Below are 15,258 nucleotides of genomic sequence, written 5' to 3' on the forward strand. Positions count from 1 at the left end.
TTTTGAAGGGGGAATGCGCAATGCACTCTCTTCAAATAATTTACGCAACTTTTTTCTCGTCACGCAATTCGCGTCGCAAAATCTTGCCCACATTCGATTTCGGCAATTCAGTGCGGAACTCTATATATTTGGGTTTCTTGTAGGAAGTCAGTTGTTCCTTGCAATAAGTCATCAACTGTTCATCCGTCAACTGAGCATCTTTCTTGACGACATACAGTTTCACGGCTTCTCCAGAATTGGCATCTGGCACACCTATGCAGGCGCATTCCAGTACGCCAGGATGGCCAGCGACCACGCCTTCAATTTCATTCGGGTAGACATTGAAACCAGACACCAGGATCATGTCTTTCTTGCGATCGACCACGCGGATAAAACCATTGGCTTCCATGATGCCGACGTCACCTGATTTGAAGAAGCCATCGGCTGTCATTACCTTCTCGGTTTCATCGGGGCGGTTCCAATAACCCACCATGGTTTGCGGGCCGCGTATGGCAATTTCACCTGGCTCTCCCAATGGCACACGGTTGCCTGCATCATCGAGGATGGCAATTTCTGTCGAGGGCAGGGGCAAGCCTATGGTGCCACTGAATGTGACTGAGTCAGTCGGGTTGCAAGTGGCGACTGGAGATGTCTCGGACAGGCCATAGCCTTCGACGATGGGGCAGCCAGTCACAGCTTGCCAACGTTCTGCCACTGATTTTTGGACGGCTGTGCCACCGCCATTGCAGGCTTTCAATAAAGAGAAATCCAGTTTGGCAAAATCCGGATTATTCAACAAGCCGTTATACAGGGTGTTGACGGCAGGCAGCATGCTGATCTGGTGACTGGACAAGGTTTTCACCAGGCCGGGAATATCACGCGGATTGGGAATCAGGATATTCAGACCACCCAGGCGCGTACCCATCAGGCAGCAACTCGTCAGCGCAAAGATATGGTACAGAGGCAAGGCACAGACGATGGTCATGGACTCTACTTTGGGTGCCTTGCTAAGTGCAGGTTGTGCCCAGGCTTCATTTTGCAAGACATTCGCGGTGACATTACGATGCGACAAGGTGGCACCCTTGGAGACACCAGTAGTACCGCCGGTATATTGCAGGAAAGCGATATCATCGTGCGTGATGGTGACAGGCTTGAGTTGCAAGGCTGCACCATCTGCCAGCACTTTCTTGAAGCTGATGGCAGTTGGCAGAGAAAATTCCGGCACCATTTTTTTGATATGGCGTACCGCAAAATTAACGACCATGCCTTTGAGGCCACCCATCAAATCACCCATGCTGGTGACGACCACATGCTTGATTTTTGTTTTGCTTAGTACCTGTTGCAAAGTCGTGGCAAAATTTTCCAAGATAATGATGGCTTCAGAACCTGAGTCATTCAACTGATGCTCAAGCTCACGCGGCGTGTATAAAGGGTTGACGTTGACGGCGGTGTAGCCTGCACGCAAGACTGCGGCGATGACGACAGGGTATTGCAAGACATTTGGCATCATGATGGCTACCCGCGCACCTTTTTCCAGCCCCTTGTTTTGCAGCCAGGCGGCAAACTTCTTCGACAGATCATCCACCTCACCATAGGTCAGATATTTGTCCATGCAAACATAGGCCTTGCGCTGCGCATATTTCTGGAAAGACTCTTCCAGCATATGCACCAGCGAAGTGTATTGTTGATAGTTGATTTCTGCGGGTACGCCCTTGGGGTAGGATTGCAGCCAAAATTTATCCATGTTTTTACCTCTTGTCTCTGGTTGTTATAGAAATCTGGCAACGCAGGGCCGACTGTATCAGCCGCCTGCATCTTGATATTGGCAAACTCATTATTGTTCTAAATGCATGCTAGCGGGAAGCAGGGAGGGCGGGCAAGGATTATTCTTAGTATTTGAATAAAACTTCTAATCGGTGCGGGTGTGGTTTTTTGTGGGTTTGCTGGCAGGCGCGGTCAAACCAGGTCAATCTAGAACAGTCAGGGCCTGCATATGAAGTGTGGCCCTGACTGGTAACGCTGGCTGCTGTTATTTCAGGACCAATTTCTCGGCCTTGCTGTCGCGTGACATCATGAAGTGTACGATGGATTCGACGGTGACCGTATCAATTTGCCCTGCCATGCGGCGGTCGAACGGGTGGTCATCGAATGCCACGTTGGCGCGGAACATGCGTGCACCCAGGCGTGTGAGAGAGGGTATCTGGAGAGTGTCTGGTTTATAGGATGCCGATTTAAGCCAGGCTTGCGCTTGCGTACGGTTTTCTATGCGCACATCATTGGCCTGCGCTGCTGCGATAACTTCCAGTGCCCACTGATTCGAGTTTTGATACATCGTGGAATAGGCATAAGCCAGCATGTTATAGCGTGCAGCATGCAGGTTCCTGGCGCGGCCATCAGTCATCACTTGTTGTATTTTCAGCTGCAATTCCGGGTTGGGGATGAGGATCAGGCTTTCAAAGGCGAACATGTCATCCATGAAAAAATTACCCAGGCCTTCCCTGAATAATTCTGAGTTGGCAGTGCCGCACTGGTTCAGTTCATGCATGACGGACCAGGTACCATCCGGCAGGCGTTCTATCAGGCCCAGATGGGAATAACGTAAATTGTATTTGGACAAATCCTGACCTACACGGGCAATGATGGCAACATTGGCCTTGCTTTCATCCAGTTTGATTTGGGTCTTGTGCGCAAACTCCAGCGCCTGCATGACTTTTTTGGGGTCGTAATTACTTTCTTCGCAGGCGCGCCCGGCAAATGCCGGAGCCGCGCAAGCCAGTGTGAAGACGATGAGTAAGCGCCGGACCAAGCTCAGCGCAGCGTGGGAAGTCAGTGAGTTTTTGCGCATATGAGGTGATCAGACCTTGTTGTGATGCATCAAGGCAGTACCTATTTCATTCGGGATAAATGCGATTACCTTGCCTGCACTGACCAGCAGATACCCGGTTGTGGTGGCACTGACTTCGACCACAGCACCGCTGACCAGGCCAACTTTTTCTATGCCCTTGCCAGATAATCTGACCGTGGTACTGACAGCCTGGGTTGAGCCTTTCAACACGACGGTGACGCCATCGGCACCCGCCTTAACTGTGTCAACGATCATTTCACCTGATCCGGCCACCATGGAAAATCCACCGAGCATGATGATGCCCACACCCATTGACAAGGCTTCAGAGCCACCAGAAGGACCGCAAGAGATGCAGCCACGGCCAGCGTGTGCTGAAAGGGGTAACAGGCTGCTGGCACAAAGAGTGGCAATCAGGGCGAATTGACGAATTGATGCTGACATGAGGTCTCCATTAATGTAGAAATAATATCCACAATAATATAAGACCATAAAATCACAAGCTATTTGTCGTCAGTAGCAAATAGTTACAGAAGAGGTAGTGGAATCTGATACCCAGGACCATTCCATCCTTGCTGGTAAAAGAGTGGCAAATCCTGCCCTTCTTGGGAAAATGGATACTTTCCATGCTACCTGCCTTCGCTTTTGAAAGGGCAGGTAGCAGGATGCTGCTGATTACCAGATGCTGACGCGTTTTTCTGGCGTCAAATACATCTTGTCGCCAGGTTTGACATCAAAGGAAGAGTAAAAATCTGGGTGATTGACTAGGCTGCCATTGACGCGGAATTCGCCAGGGGAATGTGGGTCTACTTTGATCAGGGTGATGGCACGCTGCTCGCGTGACTTGCCGCGTCTGGCTTGGGCCAGGCCCATGAACAGGCGTTGCTCGGCAGTCCATCCATCGATCACAGGGGCAGGTTTGCCTTGCAGTGACAGCTTGTAGGCACGCAATGCCATGACGATACCGGCATTGTCGGCAATGTTTTCACCCAGCGTCAGCTCGCCATTGAGGAAATGGCCAGCCACCGGGCTGTAAGCATTGTATTGCTCAACCAGGGTCTTGGTCTTTGCCTTGAATTTTTCCTGGTCTTCAGCAGTCCACCAGTTGCGCAAATTGCCATCGCCATCATACTGCGAACCCTGGTCATCAAAGGCATGGCTGATTTCATGACCGATGGAAATGCCCAGTGAACCGTAGTTGAAAGCATCTTCTGCGTTCACATCGAACAGCGGTGACTGCAGGCGCGCCGCCGGGAAGACGATTTCATTCATCTCCGGGCTGTAATAGGCATTCACCGTCTGGGGTGTCATATGCCATTCTTCACGGTCTATGGGCCCGCCCAGCTTGGCGATTTCCCTGTCATGGTTTGCCTTGCGTACGCGCATGAGATTACCCACGAGGTCATCGTTCTTTATCGTCAGGCTGGAGTAGTCACGCCATTGTTTTGGGTAGCCTATCTTGACACTGATTTTGGAGAGTTTGATCTGCGCTTGTTTCTTGGTTTCCGGACTCATCCAGTCCAGGGTATCTATGCTCTGCCTGAAGGCTTCGAGGAAATAGCCCACCATTTTTTCAGTGCGCTGTTTGACTTCAGGCGAGAAATGTTTTTCTACATAAATCTTGCCCACCGCTTCACCCAGCATCTGATCGACCAGGGCGATACCACGTTTGTCACGGCTGCGGTTTTCCTTGATTCCGGCAATCGCCGCACCCTTGAAGGCGAAGTCTTCGTTGATAAATTCTGACGACAGGTAGGGGCTGTAAGCGCTGATCAGATGCCAGTTGAAATAGGACTTCCAGTTTTCCAGCGGAATGGCATGCAGATTATCGCCAAAGCCCTTGACGAAGCTGGGCTGTTGTACGATCAGGTCACTCACTTTTTGACGCATGTGTGCAGCCTGCAAATAAGCAGCCCAATCGAAGGCGGGCGTCATTTTGTTTAATTCACTGACAGACAATTTGTTGTAGGTCTTGACCGGGTTGCGGTTTTCTACCGCCGTCCATTGCACCTTGGCCAGCTCGGTTTCCAGTGCGATGATATTGTCAGCTTGTGCAGCTACATTTTTCTCGCCAGCCAGCATCAGCATTTTTTCTATATGCGCCTTGTACCTGGCACGGATGTCGGCCATTTTATGATCATCCTGCTTCAGGTAGTAATCCCGGTTAGGCAAGCCCAGACCACCCTGGGAGACATCAACGGCATACCGGCTGGAATTCTTGCTGTCCTGGCCTACACCTACACGTAAGGGAGTGTTCACGCCAATCTCATGAAAGCGTGCAATCAAGGCAGGAATGGCTTTTTTATTCTGTATTGCTGCGATTTGTGTCAGTTCATTTTTCAATGCAGCGATGCCCTGCGCATTGAGATTTTTCTCATCCATAAAGCTATTGTAGAGATCACCGATTTTTTGCAAATCTGAACCTGCCAGCTGCTTGCTATCTTTGGCTGCGCCTTCAACAATGCTGCGTAACTGTTGTTGCACATCCTCACGCGCTTTCATGAAAGTGCCCCAGTCCGACTTGTCAGCCGGAATTTCATTGGCAGACAACCAGGCACCTTGGGCATGCCGGTAAAAATTATCCTGAGCGCGTACAGTCTTGTCGAAGTTCTCTGACTGTATGCCAGAGCCAAGGGAAGTTGCTCTGGCGACTGTTGTCGCCGGGCTGGTTTCTGCTGCCTGGACGGCATTGGCCAGCAAGCTGAGGGCGAGAGTGCTGAGTAATATGCGTTTCATGTGGTGTCCCTGGGAGGATGTTTTTTGTCTGAGCAGGTGCTCTTGATTATAGGGCTAGTGGATGGATAGACTGGTTGAACTTGATGAAGTTCATTGCGAAAAACAAAAAAAGCATTACTGATAAATTCAGTAATGCTTTTTTCTGAAAGTTTATTTCAGCAGTTTTGACTATTGAGCAACTGTGGTTTCAGCTTCTGCTGCCCCTGTCGATTCTTTCTTGCAATGCGGACAAGACTTGCCTGAGATATACCAGGGGGACAATTGCTCACGCGGGGTGACTACTGCACGGCAGGCAAAGCATTGCTTGGTATCGGTGGCTTCCAGTTGTGGATTTAGTGCTGTGCGATAGTCAAACACAAAGCAGTCACCATGATAATGATCGCCACCGACTTCTTCAAAATACTTGAGGATGCCGCCTTCGAGCTGGTAGACGCTGTCAAAGCCAACATTCTGCATGTGGATAGCGGCTTTTTCACAGCGTATGCCACCGGTGCAGAAAGTCACCACGGTCTTGTCATTCAATGCATCGCGATTGGCTTCGATCACAGCCGGGAACTCTGTGAACTTGGCAATGCGGTAATCGATGGTATTGTCAAAACTGCCAACATCAACTTCAAAATCATTGCGGGTATCGACCATGACCACGGCTTTGCCGTTGTCATCATGGCCCTGGTCCAGCCAGCGCTTGAGTGTATGGGCATCAACGGCAGGGGCGCGGCCTTCTTCAGGCTTGATCAGCGGCATGCGCATAGTGATGATTTCTGCCTTCAGCTTGACCAGTATCTTGGTGAAGGGCTGGTGATCAGAAAAACTTTCCTTGGCGACGACGTCTGCAAAACGTGGGTCCTGATGCAGCCAATCCATATAGGCATCAATCTCATGGCGCAAACCAGCCAGAAACATATTGATACCTTCTGGTGTCAGCAGTACCGTGCCCTTCAGATTCAGTTCCTTGCATTTATCCAGAAACACCTGCCGTTTTTCAGCGGTGTCATCGAAGGTGATGAACTTGTAGGCAGAAATATTGACGTAGGGTTTATCGGGTGTTTGTATTACAGCTGGCATGATGAAGTTCAGTAAGTCATTGATTTGGCAGCATTATAAGCGATTTAGTCAGGCTTTTGCGACCAACAGCATCTCGAGATGGGGAATATCGTCTTCCAGATAGACGTCAGAAACCGTCTCAAAACCAAAGCCGCCATAGAATTTTTCGAGATAAGCCTGAGCGCCGATACGGATGGGGGCGGCTGGGTAGAGCGCATGCAAAGCCTTGATGCCGTTTGCAATCAATGCTTTGCCAACGCCGGTGCCACGCCAGTCCTGGGTACTGATGACACGACCCAGCGAGACTTCAGCAAAACTGATGCCGGCGGGAACGATGCGCAGGTAAGCCGCGACTTCGCCTTCAGGTGTCCAGGCTATCAGATGATGTGAAACCGGGTCTTTGCCATCTACATCCTGATAGGCGCAATTTTGTTCAAGGATAAACACGGCAGCCCGCGCCTGGTATATCGCATGCAATTGCAAATTGCTTAATTCGGCAAAAGTGGCACATTGCCATTGCAAATCGCTTAAGTTTTTAGTTGTACTCATCTGTATTTTGTCAGGTTTTGTTGGATCAGGATAGCTTACATCTGTCTGAACAGATGTGCATAGACTCTGCTGACTTGCAGCTTGTCTTCACTACCTTTCAGCTTCAGGCTGATCTTGCCAGTGTCATCCTTGTTGGCAATTTGTATATGCAGGGTATTGACCACGGTGCTGCGATGGATTTGCCAAAAGATACTACTATCCAGTTGTGGCAATAATTCACGCAAGCTGCTGCGTATCAGGGATGAATGTTCTCTGGTGACGACATTAATGTATTTGTCGGTGGCTTCAAAATACAACACGTCATCGACATTGATCATGCGTATCTGGTTGCCAACTGCGGCGCGGATAATGCGCAGGCGTTCTGGTGTTGCCTGGTTGCCGGTGCCATTGCCTCCTGGTAAAGCCTGGCCGGGCACCAGGTGGCGTAATTGTTCGAGCACGCGATCCAGTTCATTTGACCTTTGCACGCCATCAGCCAGCCTGGCTTGCAGTCTTTGCACAGTCTTGCCAAGACGTTCTTCGCTGACTGGCTTCAAGACATAATCAGATGCAGAATGTTCAAAGGCTTCTATCGCATATTCATCATAGGCCGTGACATAGACGATGAGCGGGAAGGCTTTATCATCTGGCCATTCTTCGGCCAGTTCCTGTGCTACTTCGAGGCCAGTTTTTCCTGGCATTTTAATGTCGAGAAACAGGATGTCGGGTTGCTTGTCCAGTGCTTCTTGGACCGCATGCACACCGTTTTCAACCACGGCACAGAGTTGTAGTTCTGGCCAGAGTTTTTCCAGCATTTTTTGCAGGGTCAGCGCAAGTATGGGTTCGTCTTCTGCAATCAGGGCACGTTTGGCTGTCATGGTCATGTGGATTATTTAATTGATAGGGATGCTGAGGTGGGCAATCGCGCCTTCAGGCTGATTGGCTTGCAGGCTCAGGCTGGCTTGTGTCCCGTACAGGGCCAGCAAGCGCTCGCGGATATTCGCATTACCTATATTACTCGCCGCGCTACTGACATTTTTGCTGTCGTCATAATTGAAAGACAAGCCCAGGCCGGTGTCGATGACTTTCAGGTGTAGTTGCGAACCTTGTTTTTCTGCGACGACATGGATGCTGCCGCCTTCCATTTTCGGTTCAAGCCCGTGCTTGATGGCGTTTTCCACCAATGGTTGCAAGAGCATGGGGGCAATTGGAGTTTGCTGCAAATCGTCGGGCAAATCCAGGGTATATTGCAGGCGCTTGCCCATGCGTATGGCCAGCAATTCCAGATAGGCTTGCATGAGCGTGAATTCCTGCTTCAGCGTGGTTTGCTCTGAACGGGAAGAGCTCAGGGTGTTGCGCAGATAGACGATCAATTGTGCCAGCATGTGTTGGGCGCGCGGCGGGTCTATCGCGATCAGGCCTTGCAGATTGGCCAGGGTATTGAACAGCATATGAGGTTCAATCTGTGCCTGGAGCATTTGCAGTTGAGCTTGCATGGCTTGCTTTTCTATGCCGGCGTTCTTGGCTTTCTCGGTTTCTGCGGCGGCTTGCAGCTCAGCCATACGGCTGCGGCTCCAGAATGACCAGGCAGCGATCAGGCTGACTATGCAAGTCATGATGACAACACTGCCCAGATAGGACCACCTGAATTTGCTAATGTTGGGAATGGGATAATTGAAGACAAAGTAGGCGATGGCCATGCCTATGAATAAGGCAAGTGGGGCAACCATCAAACACATGACATAAAAACCAAGAGTGTGCGGCTTGCCAGCACCCCAGAACAGACGTTTGAACAGCTTGATCAGTGTGTAAGCGGAAATGCCTATGAACATGGAAAACACGATGTTTTGAAACAAACTACCACCCGCATGCAAGACATAGGTGACGGCAAAACCGCAAGCCAGGTTGATGACTAACAGACGCGGCAGGTCCGCCACGATCGTCATCAGGATGTGGTAGGTATCGGGCTTGACGTTTGCCTGTAAATAAACTTGAAACTGTTGCAAGGATTTAATATTCATTTCATCATACGCAGATGGCTAGGTGTGCTGTCAGCTTATCCTGCCAGTTGTCAGTTCCGTAGCCGGATAAGACAAAGGCAATGTTTTTTGTCGTAAAGCCCGTCGAAGCTGGCGCGAGTTTTTGCGCCAGAGCTTGGGCAGCCTATCTTTTAAATGATATTTTTGGTTTTCAATGCCTGTAATTGGTGGGCGTCATAACCCAGTACATCAGTCAGCACTGTCTGGGTATGCTGCCCCAGCAATGGTGGTGCAGAGGAATAGGTAACAGGTGTTGCCGACAACTTCATCGGGCTGGCCACCAGTTTGACCTGACCGGCAGTCGGGTGGGGCAGGTTGATCTGCATCTGGCGTGCCAGCACTTGCGGGTCTTCAAATACCTCATTGAGTTTATTGATGGGGCCGCAAGGCACGCCAGCCTCTTCCAGCAGCGTGATCCATTCCTGCTTGGACTTGAGCCTGACCATGTCTGCCAGTATCGGCACCAGCACATCCCTGTGCTCAACCCGTTTTGGGTTGGTACTGAAACGCGGGTCGTCTGCCAGTTCAGGCAGGCCACCTATTTGCACGAATTTTTTATACTGACCATCATTACCTGCGGCCACAATGATATGTCCATCAGCCGTCGCAAAGGTTTGGTAAGGCACGATATTTGGATGGGCATTGCCCCAGCGCTTGGGTGCATTGCCGCTGGCCAGGTAATTCATGTTCATATTGGCGAGCATGGCTACCTGTACATCCAGCAGGGCCATGTCTATGTACTGGCCTTCACCTGTCCTGTCCCTATGTGTCAGCGCAGCCATGACGGCTATAGTGGAATACATGCCCGTCATCAGATCGGCAATTGCCACCCCGGCTTTTTGCGGGCCGCCACCTGGCAAGTCATCACGCTCGCCCGTTAGTGACATGAAGCCGCCCATGCCTTGCACGATAAAATCGTAACCGGCGCGGTGGGCATAGGGGCCATCCTGGCCAAAGCCAGTGATGGAGCAATACACCAGATCAGGCTTGACCAGCTTTAACGAATCATAATCTAGGCCATATTTTTTTAACTGGCCAACCTTGTAGTTTTCCAGCACAACATCGGACTTGGCCGCCAGTTCACGGATAATTTGCTGGCCCTCAGGCGTGGCTATGTCTACCGTAATGGCTTGCTTGCCACGGTTCGCGGCCAGGTAATAGGCTGCCTCTGTGGTGTCATTACCTTCTGCATCGCGCAAGTAAGGTGGCCCCCAGGTGCGAGTATCGTCGCCACTACCCGGCCTTTCGACCTTGATGACTTCTGCCCCCAGGTCGGCCAGGTTTTGTGCGCACCAGGGACCAGCAAGCACCCGCGTCAAGTCAAGAACGCGGATATGGCCAAGTGCGGTTTTTTGTAGCGACGATGTCGACATCTTAGATTATCCTATTAATATTATTAATCTTCTTGTACGGAGAGCAAAATGTGGCCCTATCCTAAAGTCATCGCCCACCGTGGTGGTGGAACTCTTGCGCCAGAAAATACCCTGGCAGCGATGCGTTGCGGATGGGAGCACGGTTTTGCCGCCGTGGAATTTGATGTCATGTTATCAAAGGATAGCGTCCCTGTGCTCATGCATGATCCTGAATTTGGCAGAACAGTGGCGGGTAATGGGCGCGTGGCAGACACTTTGGCAGCAGATTTGCTGAAGTTGGATGTTGGCAAATGGTTTTCAGCGCTGTTCGTGGGAGAGCATGTGCCCCTGTATGCCGATGTGGTCAGGTTTTGCCGGCAGCATGGCATCTGGATGAATGTGGAGATTAAGCCTTCACCAGGAGCGGAAGAAGAAACTGGGCGTATCGTTGCAGAACAGACGCAAGCCCTGTTTGCTGATGTCGCGGTGGTTGATGCCCTGCATCTGCCGCTGTTTTCTTCGTTTTCATTTGCCGCTTTGATGGCCGCCAAACATGCTGCGCCCACCATACCACGCGGTTTTTTGATGGATAAAGTTGCACCCGACTGGAAAGCTCGCCTGCAGGAGTTGGCAGCCAAAGCCTTGCATACCAATCATAAATATCTGACACAAGAGCAGGTGAGGGAAGTCAAGGATGCAGGCTACGGCGTGTTTTGTTATACCGTTAACACGCCAGAGCGGGCAGCAGAAATCCTGCACTGGGGTGTCGATGCTTTTTGTACCGACAGGATAGATTTGATACCGGCAGATTTTTAAGATTCTTTGAGGAAAGAATATAGTTACGAGTGCTTACACCGATTACATTTTCTTTGTCATCGGAATAAATCCGGATTTCGTTATTGCCGCATGGGCAGTGTGCTCATGCTACACAATCATTTAGCTCAGATCATTCTTTAGAGGAACAACCATGAAATCCATCAAATTTGCTGCTGCCCTAATCGCTACACTCATCGCTGGTTCCGTTTTCGCGCAAACCAACACCCCGAATATTGATAAGCGCCAGGAAGTGCAGCAAAAGCGTATTGCCAAAGGTATGGAAAGTGGTGCTTTGACTGCGCAAGAAGCCGCCAATCTGGAAAAACGTGAAGCCAAGATTGAAGCCGACAAGCAAGCAGCCAAAGCGGACGGTGTCGTCACCAAGGCTGAGCGTGCCAAGCTGCAACATGAAGAAAACCGGGCCAGCAAAAAGATACGGAATAGAAAACACAATGCCAATGTTGCTGGTTAAGCTGAAACATCTTTAAAATTAAGTCGCCAGTTGTGCTGGCGACTTTTTTTGTAAAAAGACAATCATATTCTTTGCGTATTGCTGCGGCAATCACTCCTGGTGATAACGATAAAACAACAATAGAATCACAAAAATATAAACTGGCTTTTTCCTGATTTTCTCTGTGTCTCTGTGCCTCTGTGTTGAGAGGTCTTCTATTTTTAAGCAAATTTTTTAATAAACTTGCTTGTCTGCTACCAGTCAGCATAGATATCGAGCTGAATTTATACCGTATAATCAGAAGCTACACCCATTTTTCAGCTTAGAACCATCATTTATGAACTCGTCAGAAATCCGCGATAAATTCCTCAGCTTTTTCGAATCCAAGGGCCATACCCGTGTGCGCTCTTCCAGCCTGATACCCGGCAATGATCCTACTTTGTTGTTCACCAACTCCGGTATGGTGCAGTTCAAGGATGTGTTTCTCGGGCAGGACAAACGTGCCTACACCCGTGCCACGACAGCGCAACGCAGTGTACGTGCCGGCGGCAAACATAATGATCTGGAAAATGTGGGTTACACCGCGCGTCACCACACTTTCTTTGAAATGCTGGGCAATTTCTCTTTCGGCGATTATTTCAAGAAAGATGCGATTCACTACGCCTGGGAATTGCTGACCTCAGTCTATGGCTTGCCAAAAGACAAGCTGACTGTCACCGTCTATCAGGAAGATGATGAAGCCTACGATATCTGGAAAAACGAAATTGGCGTACCGGTAGAACGCATTATCCGCATCGGTGACAACAAAGGTGCACGTTATGCATCCGATAATTTCTGGCAAATGGCCGACACTGGCCCTTGCGGCCCTTGTACCGAGATTTTCTATGACCACGGCCCGGAAATCTGGGGTGGCCCTCCAGGCTCACCAGATGAAGATGGCGACCGTTTCATCGAAATCTGGAATCTGGTGTTCATGCAGTTCAACAAGGATGAAGCAGGTGTACTGAATCCTTTGCCTAAACCATGCGTGGATACCGGCATGGGTCTGGAACGCCTGTCTGCAGTCTTGCAGCATGTGCATTCCAATTATGAAATCGATACTTTCCAGAACCTGATCAAGGCAGCGGCCCGTGAAACTGGCTGTACTGATCTGGAACACAATTCCCTGCGCGTGATTGCCGATCATATCCGCTGCGCTTGCTTCTTGATCGTTGATGGCATCATCCCAGGTAATGAAGGCCGTGGCTATGTGCTGCGCCGCATTACCCGTCGTGCTTTGCGTCACGGTCACAAGCTGGGCCAAAGCCAGCCTTTCTTCTACAAGCTGGTGCCTGATCTGGTCAAGGAAATGGGTGTTGCCTACCCAGAGTTGGCTGAAATGGCAGACCGGGTTGCTCAAGTACTGAAGCAAGAAGAATTGCGTTTCGGTGAAACTCTTGGTAACGGTATGAAGATACTGGAAGCCGCACTTGCCAGAGACAGTAAAAATCTTGATGGCAAAACAGCCTTCACTTTGCATGACACTTATGGCTTCCCGCTTGATCTGACCGCAGATATTTGCCGTGAGCGTAATGTTGTGCTGGATGAGGCAGGTTTCCAGGTGTGTATGGACATACAGAAGAAGGGCGGACAAGATAACGACGACTTCAAAATGGCCGCTGCAATTGAATATAGTGGCGAAAAAACAAAATTCGTCGGCTACGATCAATTGCAACATGAAGCCAAAGTGATAGCCCTGTACGTTGATGGCACAGCCGTCAATGAAATCAAGGCTGGCCAAAAGGCAATCGTCGTTCTTGATACCACACCTTTTTATGCAGAATCAGGCGGTCAGGCAGGTGACTCTGGTGTGCTGGTGGGCGCGGATGGCACTCTGTTTGAAGTGAGTGACACAAGAAAAATCCAGGCAGATGTATTCGGCCATCACGGCGTATTGAAATCTGGCAGCCTGGCTATTGCACAGAATCTCAAGGCAGAAGTGAACCAGGAAATCCGCGCACAAACCATGCGCAATCACTCTGCCACGCATTTGATGCACAAGGCCTTGCGTGAAGTATTGGGCAGCCATGTCGCACAAAAAGGTTCTTTGGTTGATGTGGAAAAAACCCGCTTCGACTTTAGCCACAATGGCCCTATGACTGCGGATGAAATCCGTCAGGTAGAAACCATTGTCAACCGTGAGATTTTGTCGAATGCTGCAACCCAGGCACAAGTCATGGGTTATGACGATGCGGTCAAACACGGTGCGATGGCACTTTTCGGCGAAAAATATGGCGATGAAGTGCGCGTGCTTGACATCGGCACTTCCCGTGAACTGTGCGGTGGTACTCACGTATCCCGCACTGGCGATATCGGCCTGTTCAAGATCGTTGCTGAAGGTGGCGTTGCTGCCGGTATCCGTCGTGTTGAGGCCGTGACTGGTGAAGTTGCACTGACACTGGTACAAAACCTGAACAGCCGTATCAATGAAGCAGCTGCAGCCTTGAAAACCCAGCCAGAAGAACTGACGCTGCGTATTGGACAAGTGCAGGATCACGTCAAGGCTTTGGAAAAAGAACTGGCCACCTTAAAATCCAAAATGGCTTCCAGCCAGGGCGATGACCTGGTGAACCAGGCTGTGGATGTCAAAGGCATCAAGGTGCTGGCAGCGACACTGGAAGGTGCCGACGTGACAGCGCTGCGCGAAACGATGGACAAGCTCAAGGACAAGCTGAAAACAGCAGCCATCGTGCTGGCTTCTGTCAATGATGGCAAGGTCAGCCTGATTGCTGGTGTGACAGCGGACAGCACATCCAAAGTCAAGGCGGGTGATCTGGTCAATTTTGTGGCGCAGCAAGTTGGTGGCAAAGGTGGTGGCCGTCCTGACATGGCGCAAGCGGGTGGTACTGATGCCAGTGGCCTGGCAAAAGCCCTGGCTGGTGTCAGTGAATGGGTTAGCGCCAAGTTATGATACACGTACGTCGCGCTGAAATTTCAGATGCGGCCCAGCTGCAAAGGGTGTTCGCCAGTGGCGGCACCTATGCAGGTACTTTGCAACTGCCGCATCCCTCATTGGAGATGTGGCAGGAGCGGCTGGAAAATGCCGATCCCAAGGACACCCGTCTGGTCGCCATCTACGATGGTGTGGTGGTTGGCACAGCCAGTTTGCACCTGGAGAAAAAACAAAGACGCCAGCACGTTGCCAGCCTGGGAATGGGCGTGGCTGACTCTTTCACCGGACGGGGTGTAGGCACAGCTTTATTAGGAGAGCTTTTGCATTTGTCCGATAACTGGCTCAATCTCTTGCGTCTGGAATTGAGTGTCTTTTGCGACAACACGGCCGCTATCCATCTGTATAAAAAATTTGGCTTCGATATTGAAGGCACCATGCGCGCTCATGCATTTCGCAATGGACAATATGTCGACAGCTATGCCATGGCGCGTTTGCATCCCAGACAGGCGATGATACCGCTGAGGGAAACCTGAGGTCAG

The 15,258-nt window shown here is 50.5% G+C and carries 13 protein-coding genes; 4 read left to right on the forward strand and 9 right to left on the reverse strand.

Annotated elements, in window-relative coordinates; translation table 11 throughout:
• Positions 1-40: 40 nt before the first annotated feature.
• The 9 genes from Q8K39_RS18135 to Q8K39_RS18175 all read right to left on the reverse strand — a co-directional run bounded on the left by Q8K39_RS18135 (position 41) and on the right by Q8K39_RS18175 (position 10,541).
• A complete protein-coding gene (locus Q8K39_RS18135; RefSeq protein WP_186953005.1) occupies positions 41-1,723 on the reverse strand; it encodes a long-chain-fatty-acid--CoA ligase in 1,683 nt (560 codons plus the stop codon).
• 285 nt (positions 1,724-2,008) lie between these two features.
• Complete coding sequence (locus tag Q8K39_RS18140) at positions 2,009-2,824, reverse strand: DUF2145 domain-containing protein (RefSeq protein ID WP_305262412.1); 816 nt, start codon at positions 2,822-2,824, stop codon at positions 2,009-2,011.
• 9 nt (positions 2,825-2,833) lie between these two features.
• Positions 2,834-3,265 (reverse strand): hypothetical protein, encoded by a 432-nt coding sequence (locus Q8K39_RS18145; protein ID WP_305262414.1) that lies wholly within the window; start codon positions 3,263-3,265, stop codon positions 2,834-2,836.
• Between the two features lie 231 nt (positions 3,266-3,496).
• A complete protein-coding gene (locus Q8K39_RS18150) occupies positions 3,497-5,557 on the reverse strand; it encodes a M13 family metallopeptidase (RefSeq protein ID WP_305262416.1) in 2,061 nt (686 codons plus the stop codon).
• Positions 5,558-5,725: 168 nt separating this feature from the next.
• Complete coding sequence (locus Q8K39_RS18155) at positions 5,726-6,622, reverse strand: sulfurtransferase (protein ID WP_305262418.1); 897 nt, start codon at positions 6,620-6,622, stop codon at positions 5,726-5,728.
• Positions 6,623-6,670: 48 nt separating this feature from the next.
• Entirely contained in the window at positions 6,671-7,150 is a 480-nt protein-coding gene (locus Q8K39_RS18160; protein WP_305262420.1) for a GNAT family N-acetyltransferase, read from the reverse strand.
• Between the two features lie 35 nt (positions 7,151-7,185).
• Entirely contained in the window at positions 7,186-8,007 is an 822-nt protein-coding gene (locus Q8K39_RS18165) for a LytTR family DNA-binding domain-containing protein (RefSeq protein WP_305262421.1), read from the reverse strand.
• Positions 8,008-8,022: 15 nt separating this feature from the next.
• Positions 8,023-9,150 carry a sensor histidine kinase gene (locus tag Q8K39_RS18170; protein WP_305262423.1) on the reverse strand — a complete coding sequence of 376 codons (1,128 nt, stop codon included), beginning with the start codon at positions 9,148-9,150 and terminating at the stop codon, positions 8,023-8,025.
• Between the two features lie 149 nt (positions 9,151-9,299).
• The gene (locus Q8K39_RS18175; RefSeq protein WP_305262425.1) at positions 9,300-10,541 is read right to left on the reverse strand and encodes a CaiB/BaiF CoA-transferase family protein; all 1,242 of its coding nucleotides are present in this window, start codon (positions 10,539-10,541) and stop codon (positions 9,300-9,302) included.
• A gap of 48 nt (positions 10,542-10,589) precedes the next feature.
• Between Q8K39_RS18175 and ugpQ the strand changes: the two genes are divergently transcribed.
• From ugpQ to Q8K39_RS18195, 4 genes are all read left to right on the forward strand, one after another.
• On the forward strand, positions 10,590-11,336 hold the full coding sequence (ugpQ, locus tag Q8K39_RS18180; protein ID WP_305262426.1) for a glycerophosphodiester phosphodiesterase: 747 nt from the start codon (positions 10,590-10,592) through the stop codon (positions 11,334-11,336).
• 151 nt (positions 11,337-11,487) lie between these two features.
• Positions 11,488-11,808 carry a hypothetical protein gene (locus tag Q8K39_RS18185; protein WP_305262427.1) on the forward strand — a complete coding sequence of 107 codons (321 nt, stop codon included), beginning with the start codon at positions 11,488-11,490 and terminating at the stop codon, positions 11,806-11,808.
• 316 nt (positions 11,809-12,124) lie between these two features.
• On the forward strand, positions 12,125-14,737 hold the full coding sequence (gene alaS / locus Q8K39_RS18190; RefSeq protein ID WP_305262429.1) for an alanine--tRNA ligase: 2,613 nt from the start codon (positions 12,125-12,127) through the stop codon (positions 14,735-14,737).
• Positions 14,734-15,252: a GNAT family N-acetyltransferase gene (locus Q8K39_RS18195; protein WP_305262431.1), complete on the forward strand. Its 519-nt coding sequence runs from the start codon at positions 14,734-14,736 to the stop codon at positions 15,250-15,252. The genes alaS and Q8K39_RS18195 overlap by 4 nt, the downstream gene beginning before the upstream one ends.
• Positions 15,253-15,258: the final 6 nt, after the last annotated feature.

It is taken from the genome of Undibacterium sp., assembly GCF_030683615.1.
GTDB classification, from domain to species: Bacteria; Pseudomonadota; Gammaproteobacteria; order Burkholderiales; family Burkholderiaceae_D; genus Undibacterium; species Undibacterium umbellatum.

Excerpts from the sequence above, each read along its gene's own strand:
- Q8K39_RS18185 (WP_305262427.1), top strand. The coding sequence starts at position 11,488 with ATGAAATCCATCAAATTTGCTGCTGCCCTAATCGCTACACTCATCGCT.
- Q8K39_RS18195 (WP_305262431.1), top strand. The coding sequence starts at position 14,734 with ATGATACACGTACGTCGCGCTGAAATTTCAGATGCGGCCCAGCTGCAA.
- Q8K39_RS18150 (WP_305262416.1), bottom strand. The coding sequence starts at position 5,557 with ATGAAACGCATATTACTCAGCACTCTCGCCCTCAGCTTGCTGGCCAAT.
- Q8K39_RS18135 (WP_186953005.1), bottom strand. The coding sequence starts at position 1,723 with ATGGATAAATTTTGGCTGCAATCCTACCCCAAGGGCGTACCCGCAGAA.
- Q8K39_RS18175 (WP_305262425.1), bottom strand. The coding sequence starts at position 10,541 with ATGTCGACATCGTCGCTACAAAAAACCGCACTTGGCCATATCCGCGTT.
- Q8K39_RS18170 (WP_305262423.1), bottom strand. The coding sequence starts at position 9,150 with ATGAATATTAAATCCTTGCAACAGTTTCAAGTTTATTTACAGGCAAAC.
- Q8K39_RS18165 (WP_305262421.1), bottom strand. The coding sequence starts at position 8,007 with ATGACAGCCAAACGTGCCCTGATTGCAGAAGACGAACCCATACTTGCG.
- Q8K39_RS18140 (WP_305262412.1), bottom strand. The coding sequence starts at position 2,824 with ATGCGCAAAAACTCACTGACTTCCCACGCTGCGCTGAGCTTGGTCCGG.
- Q8K39_RS18160 (WP_305262420.1), bottom strand. The coding sequence starts at position 7,150 with ATGAGTACAACTAAAAACTTAAGCGATTTGCAATGGCAATGTGCCACT.
- Q8K39_RS18155 (WP_305262418.1), bottom strand. The coding sequence starts at position 6,622 with ATGCCAGCTGTAATACAAACACCCGATAAACCCTACGTCAATATTTCT.
- Q8K39_RS18145 (WP_305262414.1), bottom strand. The coding sequence starts at position 3,265 with ATGTCAGCATCAATTCGTCAATTCGCCCTGATTGCCACTCTTTGTGCC.
- ugpQ (WP_305262426.1), top strand. The coding sequence starts at position 10,590 with ATGTGGCCCTATCCTAAAGTCATCGCCCACCGTGGTGGTGGAACTCTT.
- alaS (WP_305262429.1), top strand. The coding sequence starts at position 12,125 with ATGAACTCGTCAGAAATCCGCGATAAATTCCTCAGCTTTTTCGAATCC.